The organism is Flavobacterium sp. S87F.05.LMB.W.Kidney.N (assembly GCF_004366435.1).
Classification (GTDB): domain Bacteria; phylum Bacteroidota; class Bacteroidia; order Flavobacteriales; family Flavobacteriaceae; genus Flavobacterium.
This window is the reverse complement of record NZ_SODX01000007.1, coordinates 13,361-30,368: the sequence shown is the minus strand read 5'-3', so window position 1 is coordinate 30,368 and position 17,008 is coordinate 13,361. Positions and strand designations below refer to the sequence as shown.

General features: G+C 33.0%; 12 protein-coding genes. 6 read left to right on the top strand and 6 right to left on the bottom strand.

Annotated elements, in window-relative coordinates; genetic code table 11:
• Position 1: 1 nt before the first annotated feature.
• From EDB96_RS18945 to EDB96_RS18925, 5 genes are all read left to right on the top strand, one after another.
• Entirely contained in the window at positions 2 to 328 is a 327-nt protein-coding gene (locus tag EDB96_RS18945) for a nucleotide pyrophosphohydrolase (RefSeq protein WP_012022600.1), read from the top strand.
• 134 nt (positions 329 to 462) lie between these two features.
• A complete protein-coding gene (gene aroA / locus EDB96_RS18940; protein WP_134142589.1) occupies positions 463 to 1,692 on the top strand; it encodes a 3-phosphoshikimate 1-carboxyvinyltransferase in 1,230 nt (409 codons plus the stop codon).
• A gap of 410 nt (positions 1,693 to 2,102) precedes the next feature.
• Entirely contained in the window at positions 2,103 to 3,152 is a 1,050-nt protein-coding gene (gene queA / locus EDB96_RS18935) for a tRNA preQ1(34) S-adenosylmethionine ribosyltransferase-isomerase QueA (protein ID WP_057115071.1), read from the top strand.
• 381 nt (positions 3,153 to 3,533) lie between these two features.
• A complete protein-coding gene (gene kynU / locus EDB96_RS18930; RefSeq protein ID WP_134142588.1) occupies positions 3,534 to 4,811 on the top strand; it encodes a kynureninase in 1,278 nt (425 codons plus the stop codon).
• Between the two features lie 336 nt (positions 4,812 to 5,147).
• On the top strand, positions 5,148 to 5,588 hold the full coding sequence (locus EDB96_RS18925) for a YMGG-like glycine zipper-containing protein (RefSeq protein ID WP_057115069.1): 441 nt from the start codon (positions 5,148 to 5,150) through the stop codon (positions 5,586 to 5,588).
• A gap of 56 nt (positions 5,589 to 5,644) precedes the next feature.
• On the opposite strand, the gene EDB96_RS18920 is transcribed toward EDB96_RS18925, so the two are convergent.
• Positions 5,645 to 7,456, bottom strand: coding sequence for a hypothetical protein (locus tag EDB96_RS18920; protein ID WP_134142587.1), 1,812 nt, complete (start codon positions 7,454 to 7,456; stop codon positions 5,645 to 5,647).
• 165 nt (positions 7,457 to 7,621) lie between these two features.
• Positions 7,622 to 9,178 carry a hypothetical protein gene (locus EDB96_RS18915; protein WP_134142586.1) on the bottom strand — a complete coding sequence of 519 codons (1,557 nt, stop codon included), beginning with the start codon at positions 9,176 to 9,178 and terminating at the stop codon, positions 7,622 to 7,624.
• A 116-nt stretch (positions 9,179 to 9,294) separates the two neighbouring features.
• Here EDB96_RS18915 and EDB96_RS18910 point away from each other — a divergent pair, with 116 nt between their 5' ends.
• On the top strand, positions 9,295 to 11,685 hold the full coding sequence (locus tag EDB96_RS18910; RefSeq protein ID WP_134142584.1) for a penicillin acylase family protein: 2,391 nt from the start codon (positions 9,295 to 9,297) through the stop codon (positions 11,683 to 11,685).
• 330 nt (positions 11,686 to 12,015) lie between these two features.
• Here EDB96_RS18910 and EDB96_RS18905 read toward each other — a convergent pair whose 3' ends face one another.
• The 4 genes from EDB96_RS18905 to EDB96_RS18890 all read right to left on the bottom strand — a co-directional run bounded on the left by EDB96_RS18905 (position 12,016) and on the right by EDB96_RS18890 (position 16,701).
• Complete coding sequence (locus tag EDB96_RS18905; protein ID WP_134142583.1) at positions 12,016 to 12,465, bottom strand: hypothetical protein; 450 nt, start codon at positions 12,463 to 12,465, stop codon at positions 12,016 to 12,018.
• A gap of 150 nt (positions 12,466 to 12,615) precedes the next feature.
• Complete coding sequence (locus EDB96_RS18900) at positions 12,616 to 14,076, bottom strand: serine hydrolase (protein WP_134142581.1); 1,461 nt, start codon at positions 14,074 to 14,076, stop codon at positions 12,616 to 12,618.
• Positions 14,077 to 14,322: 246 nt separating this feature from the next.
• Entirely contained in the window at positions 14,323 to 15,831 is a 1,509-nt protein-coding gene (locus EDB96_RS18895) for a serine hydrolase (protein WP_134142580.1), read from the bottom strand.
• 75 nt (positions 15,832 to 15,906) lie between these two features.
• Positions 15,907 to 16,701 (bottom strand): helix-turn-helix domain-containing protein, encoded by a 795-nt coding sequence (locus tag EDB96_RS18890; protein WP_057115062.1) that lies wholly within the window; start codon positions 16,699 to 16,701, stop codon positions 15,907 to 15,909.
• Between the last annotated feature and the right edge of the window lie 307 nt (positions 16,702 to 17,008).

Below are 17,008 nucleotides of genomic sequence, written 5' to 3'. Positions count from 1 at the left end.
GATGGATTTAAAAAATGCCCAATTAGATGTTGATACCTGGATAAAAGAACATGGTGTTCGTTATTTTAACGAATTAACAAACATGGCTCAGTTAACAGAAGAAGTAGGTGAAGTAGCAAGAATTATTGCGCGCAGATACGGAGAACAATCAGAAAAAGAAAGCGATAAAAATAAAGATTTAGGCGAAGAACTAGCCGACGTTGTTTTTGTAGTTTTATGTCTGGCAAATCAAACGGGAATCGATTTACAAGCCGCTTTTGATAAAAAAATGGACTTAAAATCGGTTAGAGATAAAGATCGTCACAAAAACAACGATAAATTGAAATAATTGTGAAATATCACTCATAAGTTTTGAATTATGAGTTTTGAATTTTGAATTATGAATGGGGAGTGGTAAATTGCGGGGCTGAATTATGTTTCTAATCATCCATAATTCAAAATTCACAACTTACAATTAAAAAAATGAATTTAAAATTAAGCACGAATTCAATATTTACTATTGAGGATTCGCAACTAAATATCACCGGTTCTAAAAGTGAAACGAATCGCTTACTATTACTAAAAGCATTATTTCCAAATATCACTTTAGCCAATACTTCAAATTCCGATGACAGCGAAGTAATGCAGAAAGCATTAGCAGGAAATGATGAAATTGTAGATATTCATCATGCAGGAACAGCAATGCGTTTTCTTACTGCTTATTTTTCGGTTAACGAAGGCAGAGAAGTGGTGCTGACAGGATCAAGCAGAATGCAGGAACGTCCGATTAAAATTTTAGTTGAAGCTTTGGCTCAATTAGGAGTTGAGATTTCATACGAGAAAGAAGAAGGTTATCCGCCAATCAGAATCAAAGGCAAAAAAGTTACTGCTTCAAAAGTAAAATTAGCTGCAAATGTGAGCAGTCAATATATTTCGGCACTTTTATTAGTTGCTTCAAAACTAGATAATGGTTTAGAATTGACTTTAGAAGGAGAGATCACTTCAATTCCATACATTAAAATGACTTTGGCTCTTTTGAATGATTTAAATATTCAAACTAGTTTTGAAGGAAACGTAATCAAAGTTTTTCCAAAAGAAGCAGTCGAATCAAAAGAAATGGTTGTAGAATCAGACTGGAGTTCGGCTTCTTATTTCTTTAGTTTAGTGGCGTTGTCGGATGCTGCCAAAATAACTTTAAGCAGTTATAAAGAAAACAGCCTTCAGGGAGATTCAGAATTAGTTTCTCTTTATGAAAAAATGGGTGTGAAAACTACTTTCCAAAATAACAAAATGACTTTGGAAAAAGTAGCTGGATTCAATTATCAAGACGTAAATTTTGAATTGAACAATACACCAGATATTGCGCAGACAATTGTAGTAACCTGTTTAGGTTTAGGAATTGGATGTCACTTAACGGGTCTTCATACTTTAAAAATCAAAGAAACTGACAGGCTAGAAGCTTTAAAAATCGAGCTTACAAAATTAGGAGCCAATATTTCTGTAACTAATGACAGCTTGACTTTAGAGCGTTCTGGAAATATTAATCACGATGTACATATCGCGACATACAACGATCACCGTATGGCAATGGCTTTTGCTCCTTTAGCAATTAAAGTTCCAATTATTATTGATGATGCAGAAGTTGTTTCAAAATCCTACCCAGATTTCTGGAATGATTTAAAAGCTTTAAATTTTCAAGTTTCAGAATTGTAGAAATAATTGAACCATATAAGTTATATAAGTTCATTTAAATAAAAGTGCAATAAAACATAGCCTCTGGTTTCAACCAGAGGTTTTTTTATGTTCGAATTTGAGTATAATCGTAAAGTTTGTCATTTCGACGAAGGAGAAATCTTCGTAAGTAACTCCGCAACGAAAATCCAATCTTTGTCGAGCTACTTCCGAAGATTTCTCCTTCGTCGAAATGACAATAATACGTTGAAGAGGTTTGTGTAAGAAAAAAAACATTTTTAATGCTTCCCGAAACCGCACAAAATCAAGGGCTTTTGAAAATAAACGTCAAAACACTTGACAACGCCTATCTCACAATCGTATATTTGCAAGCGATTTAAAATTTTAGATAAAAAAGTCTAAGATTGATATTTTAAAATCTAACTTCAAATATGAAATTATCACACTTCAATTTCAATTTACCGAAAGAACTTTTGGCTGAATTTCCAGCAGAAAACAGAGATGAATCTCGTTTAATGGTAATTGACCGTAAAAAAAACACTATCGAACATAAAATGTTTAAAGACGTTATCAACTATTTTGATGATGGAGACGTTTTAATTCTTAATAATACAAAAGTTTTCCCTGCACGTTTGTACGGAAACAAAGAAAAAACTGGAGCTAGAATTGAGGTTTTCTTATTAAGAGAATTAAATTCTGAGCAGCGCCTTTGGGACGTTTTAGTAGATCCTGCTAGAAAAATCCGTATTGGTAACAAACTTTATTTTGGTGACGACGATTCATTAGTTGCTGAGGTAATTGATAATACAACTTCTCGTGGTAGAACTTTACGTTTCTTATACGATGGTTCTTACGAAGAATTTAGAAACAAATTGACAGAACTTGGAGAAACTCCAATTCCTAAATACATCAACAGAGAAGTAACTGCCGAAGATGCTGAAAGATACCAAACTATCTACGCAAAAGAAGAAGGAGCTGTAGCAGCGCCAACTGCTGGTTTACACTTCTCAAAACACCTTTTGAAAAAATTGGAAATCAAAGGAGTAAATTTTGCTGAGGTAACTTTGCACGTTGGTTTAGGAACTTTCAATCCAGTTGAGGTGGAAGATTTATCTAAACACAAAATGGATTCAGAGGAATTGATTATCAATCAACAAGCTTGTGATATTGTAAATGAGGCAAAAGCAAAGAAAAAACGTATTTGTGCAGTAGGAACAACTTCTATGCGTGCAATCGAAAGTTCTGTTTCTTCTCAAAATACTTTAAATCCGTACGAAGGATGGACAAATAAATTTATTTTCCCTCCTCATGATTTTAGTATTGCAAACTGTATGATTACAAATTTCCACACGCCAAAATCAACATTATTAATGATGATTTCTGCTTTCTGTGGTCATGATTTAATGAAAAAAGCATACGACGAAGCGATCAAAGAAGGATACAAATTCTATTCTTACGGAGACGCGATGTTAATTCTTTAATTAGAATTTATCTTATAAAGAGACCCGACAAGTTTTTAAAACCTGTCGGGTTTTCTGTTTTTATAGTTTTATTTCATGTTTCATGTTTCATGTTGATATGCTTTGTGTGGTTGACCGCAAAGTGCGCAAAGATTTTTATCAAGGTTGACGTTTACAAACGCTAAGTTCGCAAAGCTTTGCGTTCTTCTCTTGGCAAACACAAACTGAGCAAAAAATCTTTGCGCACTTTGCAGTTAAACTGCAGAACGAACTTGAAACCTGAAACATGAAACCTGAAACATGAAACATGAAACCTGAAACTTGAAACCTGAAACATGAAATTTTGAAACTTGAAACAAAACAAACAAATTTTGTTATTTTAGCATCCAAAACAAAAACACAATGACTTTTCAAAATACACGCGAATTCGCGAAACAACTTGATGCTCAAGATGCATTAAATCATTATCAAAACGAATTTATTTTTCCAAAAGTGAATGATAAACGTGTCATTTATTTTACGGGAAACTCTTTAGGATTACAGCCAAAACGCACCAAAGCTTATGTTGATGAAGTAATGAATGATTGGGCAGAATTGGCTGTCGAAGGTCATTTTTATGCGCAAAAACCGTGGTGGGATTATCAGGAAAGATTTGCAGAACCGCTGAGTAAAATTGTGGGCGCACTTCCGTCAGAAGTTACGGTGATGAATACTTTGACGGTAAATCTCCATTTACTAATGGTTTCTTTTTATCAGCCAAAAGGAAAGCGTTATAAGATAATCTGCGAAGAAAAAGCTTTTCCATCAGATCAATATATGTTTCAGAGTCAGGTTCATTTTCATGGATATAAACCAGAAGATGCTATCGTAGAAATTAAACGCCGCGAAGGCGAACACAATATTCGTCTTGAAGATGTTTTAGCAAAAATTGAAGAAGTTGGCGATGAACTGGCTTTGGTTTTAATAGGAGGGGTAAATTATTATACCGGACAAGTTTTTGACATAAAAACTATTACTGCTGCCGGACAAAAAGCGGGTGCAAAAGTAGGCTGGGACCTAGCACATGCTGCTGGAAACATTAAATTAGAACTGCATGATTGGAATGTAGATTTTGCATCTTGGTGCAGTTATAAATATATGAACTCAGGACCTGGAAATGCTTCTGGAGTTTTTGTTCACGAAAGACATCACAACGATCCAGATCTACCTCGTTTTGCAGGCTGGTGGGGACACAATAAAGAACGCCGTTTTAAAATGGAACCTAACTTTGATCCAGTTCATGGAGCAGGAGGATGGCAGATTAGTAATCTTCCAGTTCTTTCTTTAGCACCATATTTGGCTTCTGTAGAAATGTTTGCTGAGGTTGGAATGGACGCCTTAATTGCAAAACGTGATCATATTACCTCTTATTTAGAATTTATTCTGCACGAAATTGACAAAGAAGTAAAAGGGAATTTTGAAATTATTACGCCTTCAAACCCTGCAGAGAGAGCTTCACAATTATCAGTTTTTCTTCATGGAGAAGGAAGAAGTTTGTTCGATTATTTAATGAAAAATGGAGTAATTACAGACTGGCGTGAACCAAACGTAATTCGATTAGCTCCAGTTCCATTATATTGTTCTTATGAAGATATGTACGATTTCGGACAAATTCTAAAAACAGGAATTTTAGGGAAGTAAAAGTTGATGAATCTCGCAAAGGCGCAGAGTCGGAAAGTTTAATCTTAAAGTTTGAATAGCGTCCAGCTTTAGCTGGATGACAATAAAACATAAATCAAAAGGGCTTTAGCCAAACTGTAAAAGTTTGGCTAAAGCCTTTTTTTATATTCCGCAAGAAAGTAGTGATGAGAAAAAAACTTTGTGGCTCTGCGCTTTTGTGCGATTAATAAATCAACTACAATAATTAATAATTAAGTATCAAATCTTCTAATCTTATAAACTTTCGAAAAAATTCTGTAACAATCATTATGGCAGATATTCCTTATTTTGTAATGTATAATTATTAAAACTACAATCATGAAAGGCTTATATATAATAATGGCGGCAATTCTTTTAACTTCTTGTCAAAATCAAAGTAAACAAGATTTAAATAAAGCCAAGCAAGCCAGTATTGATTCAATGAAAGTTGAGATTAATAAACAACGCGTTATCGATTCAATGAAGACAGAAATGGCTAAGATAAAAGAAGAGCAAAAAGTTGAATCTGAAAAAGAGAAAGTTGTAGTGGTGCATCAGCAAGCTGCAAACGGAAATACAGCAACAACAACGACTACAACCAAAAAGAAAGGCTGGAGTGCAACTGCTAAAGGTGCTGTAATTGGTGCTGGAGTTGGTGCCGCAACCGGAGCAATCGTCAGTAAGAAAAAAGGCGAAGGAGCAATTATTGGAGGTTTGGCCGGTGCTGCTTTAGGAACAGGAACTGGTGCTGTTATTGACAGCAAAAATAAAAAAGAATAGATATTAAATCTTTATAATAAGAACGCCGATTTAGAATCCTAAATCGGCGTTTTGTTTTATGCTAATTCTAATGTGGGAATTTGAATGGCATTCAATTCTGATTTATAGAAATTGAATTGATTTCGTATTTTCTCTTCTTCTTTTTTAAAATACAAAGTAGATGAAAGTAAATTTTGATAATATTCAATTCCTTCTAGAATATTTGTTTTAAATGAATTCCATTTTTTAAGCTGATTGGCCGTTACTTCTCCAGAAATAGTTTCAATTTCATTTCTAAAATAATCAACATACATTTTTAATTCCTTCACAAATAAATTCGGACGATCATTGGTTCTCAAAATCGATTTTCCTTGATAAATGTGCTGCAGCATATCTTTTAAAGAAACTTCTTGATCAAAATAAGCCAGATTTGGTCCTGGACAAATTACCACACCCTGCGATTGGCCTTTTATTTTAATATTATTTTCAAGATAAGAAGCATTTGCTAAACCAACGCATAAACAAGATTTCTCTGTTATTTTGATTTTGCTTTTTTCGAATTCTTCTGGAGATAGAGAATCTTTTTTTGCATCTAATTCTTGTAGTTTAATATCCTGATATTTTTTGGATGCCGTACAAATTCCGTGTGGATCGTATTCTTTACTTAGAGCCAAAAATTTCTTTGGGCAGGAACTTCCAGCTTTATTTTCTTCGATGCGTTTTTGTTTTAAGATTTCGTTTGACGTGCCACGCAAAGTATTAAAAGGAACTCCTAAGGGCGAAATGTGACTTAGGTAAAAATCGTCTTCTTTGGCATTCTTTAATAAACTTCTTGTTTCCTGATCTACAGATGTTGCTTCGGGAACTAATAAAAATGGAGATCCCCAGCCAACAGAATCGACTTTATATTCGTATAATAAAAATTCATGTTCTTCTGCAGTTCCAACACCGCCTTGAACTGTAATTTTTAATTCTAAAGGTGTTTCTGGAAAAACTTGATTTTTGAGCTGTAAAGCTTTAATCATTAAATCGTGAGCCGATTGTACCAATTGTTCTTTTTTCTGCTTGAATTCTTCTAAAATAGTGCCTAATAAGAGTCCATCAGTGGCAAAGGCGTGACCGCCGCAGTTTAAACCCGATTCGATTCGGTATTCAGAAACCCAAAGTCCTTTTTTGGCCAAGAAATTTCCCTGAATCATTGCCGATCTAAAATCGCTCACTTTTAAAATGATTTTCTTTTTAAGTTCGTTTTTTTCGTTTGGGAAAAAATCTTGAAAGTTCTCAAAGTAACCGAATAATCTCGGATTCATTCCAGCAGAAAGAATCACAGAAGATTCTAAATTACTTTTTGCAAAACCTCTTAAAGCGGCATGAGCATCGTTAAATTCTATTGGAAGCTGTTCATTTTTAACAAAATTATCTTTATCTAATTTTGTCATAATGTTAACGTCGATTTCGCCGGGAAAAAGATGCGTTTCGATATAATTCTGAATATTTTCTTTAAAAGCAATTCCGTCATCCAGCAAATTTTGAAATCCTTTTTTAATGTCGGAAGTATTCGGCAGCATCGACATAAAGTTTTCAAGTGTCGTTTTGCTTTCGGCTAATTCCTTCTTAAAAATTTCGAATTTTTCTTTTACAATTTTGTCAACTAAATTTAAGTAAGACGTAATTCTTTCGGCGCGGTAATCGTGAAATTTCTGGGTAATTTCTTCGTAAGGAATATTGAATTTAGTGCTGTAGAAATTACGCATTTTTTCAATTAAATCGTCATCGGCAATAGAAATAACAGACGAAATACCATATTGTGCAACACGAATTGGACTGTCAATCGTGTAAGCAAGACCCATTACAGGAATATGAAAAGTATGTAAAGGTGTTTTTGTCATTTGTCTTCGGGTTAAAATAAAGACAAATATTGAAAAAATGATTTTTCTAAAACCTGATAATTGTCAGGTTTAATTTGTTGTCGAGAATTACACGAATTTCCACTAATTTTTATTCGAAATATTTTAAAAATATTTCGTGAAAATTCGTGTAATTCGTTGCAAAAACTATATCAAAATCTTTTTCAAAGATTCTGCAATGCTTCTCCATAAAAAGTTGTAGAATGATTTTTCCTGAATTCTTTCTAATTCAACTTCAGCGGTTTTGGCTTTGTCTTTTGAGTCATTTTTGACTAATAAATTGACAATTGCCGATTTGAGCTTGGCTTCTTTTTTAGGATCTTTTTTCTTGTAAAGTTTTACTTTTAGGTCATCATAATCTAAAGAAGCGTTTCCTTTAGAAATATTATCATTTCCATAAAAATTAAATCGGTACTTATTAAAAACTCCTGTAAACGAGGCATTCATATACGGTTTACTGAATTGTTCCATAGCCCGAACATCAAAATTTGAAATTACACCTTGAATGTGAAATCCGTCATTTTTATCGAGAACGTTAAAACTCCAATCTACATCGAGAGGAGAGGTTTTCATGAAAATACATTTTACTTTAATTTTTACATCATTCGTTTTTTTCAAACCAAAACCACTTCGCAGATTAGTTGCCTGCAGATTGAATTTATCAAAGCTTAAAATTCCCGGACCTTTAGAAAAATCAATTTCTTCTTCGTAAACCAATTTCGATTTAAGAACTTGCAAAGTATCAATTTGAAGTGGGAATTTTATATTTCGCAATAAATGATTGTACAGGTATTTTTTACTCAAATCATCTTTCGGCATTTTTCCACGATAAATATTCGCATCAAAATGATTGATTACAAGTGAGTTCGCTTTAAAGAAAAAACGATCATTTTTAAAACCCCAATCCATTTTTGAAACTTGTGCCGAATCGAATTTTAGCGTATAAATATCTTTTTCTTTATCTAAACGTTTAATAAAATTTGGGCGGTTAAATTGCGGAATATTAGAGAAATTATTAATTTTTAGAAAGTTTTTCTCGGTACTTAATTTGCCAATATTAATATGATAAAAAGCACTTGGTCTGTAAAACAAACTGTCAATTACTAAAGTGTAACTTTGATATTGCAGTGGAATTTTTTCTTTTAAAGTCGCATCCGTCAGCAGAATTCCTTCTAATTTTAGAATGATTTTCTTAATGCTGAAAATTGGTTTTTCGGTATCCAAAGAAACCACATCGACAGTTCCGTTATTGAGATAAATATTAGAAACTGCAACAATTTTACGAAAAGGTTCAAGAATTTCGCTTTTAATACTTTTGCTGTTATTGATAAGTTTCTCGCCTTTTTTGTATAAAATCACTCGAGGTTTATTGATAATAATACTTTCGGCCTGAATAATATCGCGGAAAGCTAAATCCCAAACATTAAAATGCTTGATCGTAATAGATTCAATTTTAGAAAAAAGTCCGTTTTTGCTGTTTTTAGGTTCATTTTTCGGGCTTACCAATAATGTCTGAGCATAGATATTTCGAGAAAAAAGAGAGACTTCAATTTTTTCGTAATTGATATTGTACGCTGTTTTATTTTTCTCGTGAATAATAATCGGAAGCTGTTTTTTAATCCAGTAATTCAAACCTATATTGGCAAAAACCACTAGCAGAAAAAGAGAAATTACACCGATTGCTATTTTTTTATATATGGACATTTATAGGATTGGTTTTAAATACATAAATTTAGGCTTTTAAAAAGAATGATTTTTACATTATTCTTCTTTTCGATTACATCATTTTACCAACTTATCGTTTATACCTTTTGCAAAATATGAGAAGATTTAAAAAATTTCTGCTGGTTTTATTAGTACTTATAATTATAATTGGAGTTGGTTTATGCGCTTATATTTTTCATTTAAAACCCAAGTACGAAGGAGAATTGCAGCTGAAAAATATCCAAGAAGAAACTACAGTTTATTTTGATGAATTTGGTATTCCTCACATATATGCCAATTCCGAAAAAGATGCCATGGCAGCGCTGGGTTATGTTCATGCGCAGGAAAGGTTATGGCAGATGGAATTACTTCGCAGAATTGCGCCCGGAAGATTGTCTGAAATCTTTGGCTCAGTTGCACTGCAAAATGATCAGTTTTTTGCTGGAATTGGAATTGAAGAAGCTTCCGCGAAAGCGATTGCCAAATTAGACAAAAACAGTGAAAGCTATAAATTGGCAGAAGCTTATCTGGATGGAATTAATCAATATTTGGAGGAAGGAACAACACCAATTGAATTTACTTTGGTTGGCGTAAAAAAGCAAAAGTTTACCATAAATGACGTTTACAATATTTTTGGTTATATGTCTTTCAGTTTTGCGATGGCACAGAAAACAGATCCTTTATTGACAGATATTAAGAATAAATATGGTGCCGAATATTTGAAAGATTTAGGAATTAATGGTGAGTTTAATACAACCCAAATTAAAATTTCTAAAGAAAATACAGAAGAATATTCAGAGATTGCAAAATCTGTTGCGGCAATGCTGGATCAATCGCCTATTCCGCCATTTATTGGAAGCAACAGCTGGGTTGTTGGGCCTCATAAATCTAAAAGTGGGAAAGTGATTTTTGCAAATGATCCGCATATAGGATTTTCGCAGCCTGCCACTTGGTACGAAGCTCATATTGTAACACCAAAACATGAATTATATGGTTGTTATCTTGCGGGAACTCCATTTCCGTTACTGGCACACAATCGTGATTACGCTTACGGTTTAACAATGTTCGAAAATGATGACATCGATTTTTATCAAGAAAAGAATAAAGCTGGAGATTCCACTCAATATCAAACACCTACTGGTTTTGCAGCTTATGAAACCAGAAAAAAAGTAATCAAAGTTAAAGATACTTCAGATGTGGTCTTGACAATTAAATCAAGCCGACACGGACCAATTATGAATGATTTTTTGGAACGTTTGGAAAAGAAAACTCCAATTGCAATGTTGTGGACTTACACCCATCAGCCAATTCAGATTCTAGATGCAGTTTACGGACTTTCGCATGCGAGGAGTAAGGACGAATTTAAAAATGCCGTAAAACTTGTCGCGGCGCCGGGACTTAATGTAATGTATGGAGATGCTAAAGGAAATGTGGCTTGGTGGGCAACAGGAAAATTATATAAACACAAAGAAGGTGTAAATACACATTTGATTTTAGATGGATCGAGCGGGAATGATGATATTACCGAATATCTAGATTTTGATAAAAACCCATCATCAGAAAATCCGAAATGGGGTTATGTTTATTCTGCTAATAATCAGCCTGAAGCTATAGATAATGGATATTTGTATCCAGGATATTACCTGCCTGAAGATCGTGCAAAAAGAATTGCAGGATTAATGGATGCAAAATCCGATTGGGATAAAGAAGCAGTGAGTAAAATGATTTATGACAATACTTCTGATGTTGCCGTTGATGTGGTTAAGAATTTGATTTCGAATATTGATCCTAACTCAATTTCAGCAACAGAAAAAGAAGCCATAAAGGTTTTAAAATCATGGAAAGGAACCAACAATTTAGAGGATACTGCGCCAACGATTTATAATAAATGGATTTATTTATATCTAAAAAATACTTTTGAAGACGAAATGGGGGAGGAAAACTTCAATCTCTTTTTAGGAATTTCTGTTGGGAAACAAGTTATTGCCAATCAAATTAAAAATGAAAATTCGGTTTGGTGGGATAATGTTAAAACTAAAAATGTAAAAGAAACTAGAAAACAAATTGTTTCAAAATCTTTTCACGATGCAATTATATCATTACAAAATCAGTTAGGAAATACTGTTTCTAATTGGAAATGGGGAGAAGTACATACCGTTGAGCACGAACATCCTTTAGGAAAAGTAGCGGCACTTCGAAGATTATTTAATGTCGGACCATTTAATTCGCCAGGTTCAAATGAGGTAATCAATAATTTGTTTTTCGGATTTAATGACGAAGGAAAATATTATACAAAAGGCGGACCTTCAACCAGAAGAATTGTTGATTTCTCTGATGTCGAAAACAGCTGGAGTATTCTGCCTACGGGACAATCTGGAAATCCGTTTAGTAAACATTACGACGACCAAGCCGAAATGTACAACGCTGGAAAATTCAGAAAAATGAAATTGAATAAAGAAGAGATTATAAAAACTTCAACAAAGTTGGTTTTTAAACTGAAGGAATAGTTTTGTTTCAAGTTTCAAGTTTCAGGTTTTTTTACTCTTTGTAAAAGTTTAAAACCAAAATTTTAAAGAAATTTGTATTAAACAAAATAACCAGAATATTGTCATTTCGACGAAGGAGAAATCTCCGTAAGTAACTCCGCAAAGAGAGTTTAATCTTTATAGAGCTTCTCGCGGAGATTTGCTCCGCCAGTCACTATCGCTCGAGTCTCCTTCGTCGAAATGACAAAAATGAGAAGACAACTTAAAATTGAATCTTTGAGTCAAAGTTTAAAACTTTGACAAAGAGTACAAAAACTTAGAATCTTAGCATCTTAGAACCTTAGCACCTTTTTATTTAGAAATATACTTCCCCTTCACAATATCAGCAGCAAAAATATTCAGATTATTAATAAGCACTTTATTATTAGTCATTACATTTTTAGTCTGGTAAGCCGTGTCTTTTTCATATGCTTTTAATAAAGTTTCCAGTTCTACTTCATCAAAAACAACAAAACTGTTGTAAATCGCATCCCTAAAATTTTTATAATTAATGCTTTGACTGATCTCCATTGTTTTCTGGTCATTCCAGCCTTCTTTTGCCGAAGTTTCGTTTATTTTCGATAAACAAAAATCAATCACATAATTTTTATAATGTGCTGCTTCGACGATTTTATCAATTATAATTCTGTTTTGCTGTGAAGGCATTGCTGGAGCTTGCGAATTGTTTTGTGATAAACAGTTTAAAGAAATAAATAAACATAAAAATACAGCCAGAAAGCCTTGTTTCTTAAAATTTTTCATAGGTTAAATTGTTATTTTGGGTCGGGCTAAAATAATATTTTTAAAGCTAAATTATCCAATTTGAATGTTAGAAATTGTAACAAAAAAACTCCGATAAAAAAGATTTGAATCTATTTTATCGGAGATAATTTTAAAAGGATTTTTTAAATGTTATTTAGTTTTACTTTTTGAAAGTTCATCTAATACTTTTTTCCCGTTTTCATTTGAAGGATCTAATTCGACTGATTTTTTGTAATTCGCGATAGCTAATTTTTTATCACCATCTGCTAGATAAGCTTCACCTAAACTATCAAAAGCATTTCCTGATTTTGGGAAAGTTTCAACGTTAATTTTGAAAACTTCAATTGCTTCTTTCTTTTTTCCGTTTTGTAATAACTGATATCCAACTCGATTCATATCTCCTTCTTTAATAGCGTATGTAGGATCATTTTTCAGTTTTTTATAAGTTTCGGTTCCAGTCGCTGCGCCTTTTTCATTATAGATATCCAATAAATCTAATGCCAGCGATTTTTTAGGCTGATCAAACGGCTGATTGTATAAAATAGCACGAATAGCAGTGTTCATTTCGCCTAAAACGGTTCCGCCTGTATTGTTTAATAAAACTACAAGATTCTTATCTGCAGGAATACGAGAAATGATTGTATTAAATCCGTTAATACCGCCTCCATGCTCAATAATATTCAATTTACTGGTTTCTCCATTCGGAGCTTCATAAGTTGACCATCCATATCCATAAAAACCGCCCCACGCTTTAATATATGGTTTGTATAAAGATTCTATGGATTTTTCTGAAAGCAGTTTGTTTGTATAAAGCGCCTGATCCCACAAATACAAATCTTCTACCGTTGAGTACAAGGATCCAGCGGCATACGGAATGCTCATGTCAAGATATGCAGCGTTTACAATTTTTTTCCCCTGTTTTTCGTAACCAGCCGCTCTGTTTTTTAAAATGACATCGCTGTGGTCATAACCAGAATTAACCATTTTTAAAGGCGTAAAAATAATTTCCTGTAAATATTGTTCGTATGTTTTCCCTGAAATTTTTTCAATAATATAACCCAATAGAAAATAACCAGAATTGCTATAATTGAATTTTTCGCCAGGAGTAAATTCAAGCGGCAGACTTGAAAACGTTTTTACGAATTCTTCTGGAGTATACGGATTTCGAGCTTTATCTTTAAAAAAGTTTGGCGCACTGGTATAATTCGGAATTCCAGACGTGTGTGTCAATAAGTGATGAATTGTAATTTTACCACCATTTTCTTTTGGATAATCTGGCAGATAAGTTGTGATTGGAACATCTAATTTCAGTTTTCCTTCTTCAGCTAGTTTTACTATTAAAAGTGCTGTAAATTGTTTGCTGATAGAACCTAATCTGAATTTAGTATCAGGCTGATTTGGAACATCCCATTCCATATTGGCCAAACCAAAACCTTTTTTAAAAATTACTTTCCCATTTACGGCAACGAGAGCGGAGCCGTTAAATTGTCCATATTCGTTGTATTTCGCTAAAAGTTGTTCAATTTGCTGTGCTTTATCTTGTGCAAAAGTGCTTAAAGCCGAGATTTGAAAAACTACAAAGAGTGCAATAAGTTTGATTGATTTTTTCATAATGATTGATAATTGGTTGAAATAAATGATTCGTTTTTGATTGATGATTGAAACCTGCTAACCATTAGATATTCAGTGTTTTGTGTCGAAATTACGATTTTTTACTGAAATAAATGTAAGGTCTTAAAATGTTAGACGAGCGATTTTCGATTTGGTTTCACAATCAATCAATTTTTTTTTCATTTAATTTAAAAAACGAATTCGAGCATAGACTAAAAGCTACTCTTTATACGGTCTATATTGGCTTTATTTCGTTTCGATATCGACTATTTTTCTTCCATTTTTTCCTAGGTAATGCACAACGATATCTTCATAAATTTTATAGCCGTCATCAACATTGGTAAAAATTACTAATCCATGTTTTGTTTTTGGCAACAGTAAAAAAATAGTCTGAACACCTTTGTCTGCACCACCATGCGATAAAGCATAGTTTTCATTTCCTAAATCATAAATTTCAAAACCCAGACCAAAGTATTTGTCTTTTTTTGTTGAAACCTGATGTGATTTCATTGCTTCAAAAACTTTTTTGCTTAAACCGTCACCGTTCATAACGCTGCACAAAAATGTTCCGTAATCTTCAATAGTTGTTAGTAAATCGTCTGCGGCACTGGCAGTTTTATTTTTTGTTGGTTCATAGGCATTTCCTTTGTTGTCATAATTAATTGCATATCTCAAAAGATCGATTTTATCATTCCAAATAAGTTGAGAGTCATTCATTTTCAACGGCTCAAAAATTAATTCTGAAGCCAGCTGATCTAATGTTTTGTGAAATTTTTTCTCCAAGGCTTTTCGTAAATACTCAAAACCTTCTCCAGAATATTGATATTGAGTTCCAGGTTTAAATTTAAAATCCAGTTTGTTAGAATCATTAAAAGACCTCCAATTCGGAAAACCAGTCTGATGACTTAAAACAATTCTGGTCGTCAATAATTTTAAATAGGGATTTTTTGCAATATCTGGATCTGTCCAATATTTATAAAGAGGTTCATCTAAATCCCATTTTCCAGAACTTACTAACTTTAAAGTTACAACAGCCGTAACCGGTTTAGTTAAAGATGCGACATTCCAAATCGTATTGTAAGGTGCCGAAACACCTTTTTGAAGTTCGCCAAAAACCTTTACCTGTTTTAGTTTACCATCCGTAATAATGCCGATTCCTAAAGTGGGAACATTATTTTCTTTAAGCCATTTTTCTGTTTCTTCAACATTGTCAAAAAGGCCAGCTTTATTGGCTGTAGAACTTGTCATTTGATGATTGTAACTCAGCGATCGGGCTAATTTCCATTCTTTATTTTTTAAAAGCCAAAGATGAGTAAACTTGGCAAAGCTTCCTGCTTCTTCGGGTTTTTCAGCAGTGCTTTCAAAAAATCGATGCGTGCCCATTTGTATGGCGCCATACAAAACGCCTTTTTTGTAAAGCGGATAAATTTCAGTACTTCCATCAACTAATTCTCTGCGGTAATTGTATTTTCGGGGCGTTGCACAAATTCCGTTTTTTAAGTTTTTTAAAAATAGCGCCTTGTCCGAAATACTGTCTTTGTCGTGAAAAAACTCAAAATCGTCCGTGTATAAGTTCTCAAATTGTTTAATGTCGCAAGTATTAAAGCCAATATTAAAAAGAAGACTGTCTTTTGACATAATGGTCTTGTACAAAGCCGAGCTTTTTTCTTCCTGCGAGAATGCGATTTGAATTTGGATGAGAAGTACTCCAACTAAAAAAGTTTTTAGTTGAAAAAAAGTGTGATTGATTTTCATTTTGATTGATGAATGATGATTGATTTTGCAAAAGTAAGTCAATCATTATTTGCAAAATTGTATAAATGCGAATACTTATCTTTTTTGAGAAAGAAAATACGAATCGGGATCGAACGTTTTTGGAGTCGTTTTGGTGACATCTTTAAACTTTTTTATAAAATGCGACTGGTCAAAATATTTGTTGTAAAGAGCGACATCAGTTAGTTTTAATTTTTCTAAATCAGAATTCACCATTTGGTCAACCGATTTTCTGAACTTCAAAATCTGAATGTATTTTTTAATTGTAAGTCCAGTTGCGGTCTTAAATTTGATTTGCAGTAATCGCTGTGATAAATTTAATGTTTTGCTAATTTCCGAAACCGAAATTTCTTCGTTATTAAGTTTAATGATTTCACATATTTTTTCAACTAGATCTTTGTCTGGATTTGAAAAAGTCAATTCTTCAAAATATACATTAATTGTATCTAGCAAAGTTTTAATATCTAAATAAGTATGAATTTTAAAAGGTAATTCTTCGCCATTAATATGAACAATAGAATCTGTAAAATCGCCTAAATCATATTTCGGAAACATCGAAAGCGTCCAGCCATGAAACTGTATAATTGTAACTTTAGTTTTGTGCTGGATATTGACCAAAACTTTATTGGTCATTTGCGAACAAAAGTAAATGCCTTCGTTCATCTCGTATTTCTTTTTACTCGTATGAACTTCTATCGCATTTCCGCTTACAATGGCGAGATTAAAACAGCCGTTTGGTAAAACGAGTTTGTTTTCGATCAGGTCTTCGCCGATGCTGTTGTCCAGACACCAAATTTTATTAACGAACCTTTCCGTTTTTTGAGTTACGTAATGTTCTGAGTAGAGGTTCATTTTTTTCGATTTGCCAATATTTTGTTTAATAATTCTAATTATACTAAAGTAGTATTTTTAATTAAGATTTTTATTGACATTGGAATCTATAAAATATATTATACATGATTTAGTTATGAAAATAGATGCCGCATGAGGGATAGAGGCAGTATCCTTTTATGAAGAGAAACGGAATAAAAGATATAGCCGAAAGCCCGGCCCGAAGGGACATGCCCAAGTAAATATTAGACTTGATGGGCAAATATTTGGTTTATTTTAAAGCTTATGTGTAATTATTACTTATTTTTACGTTCTTATATATTAGATT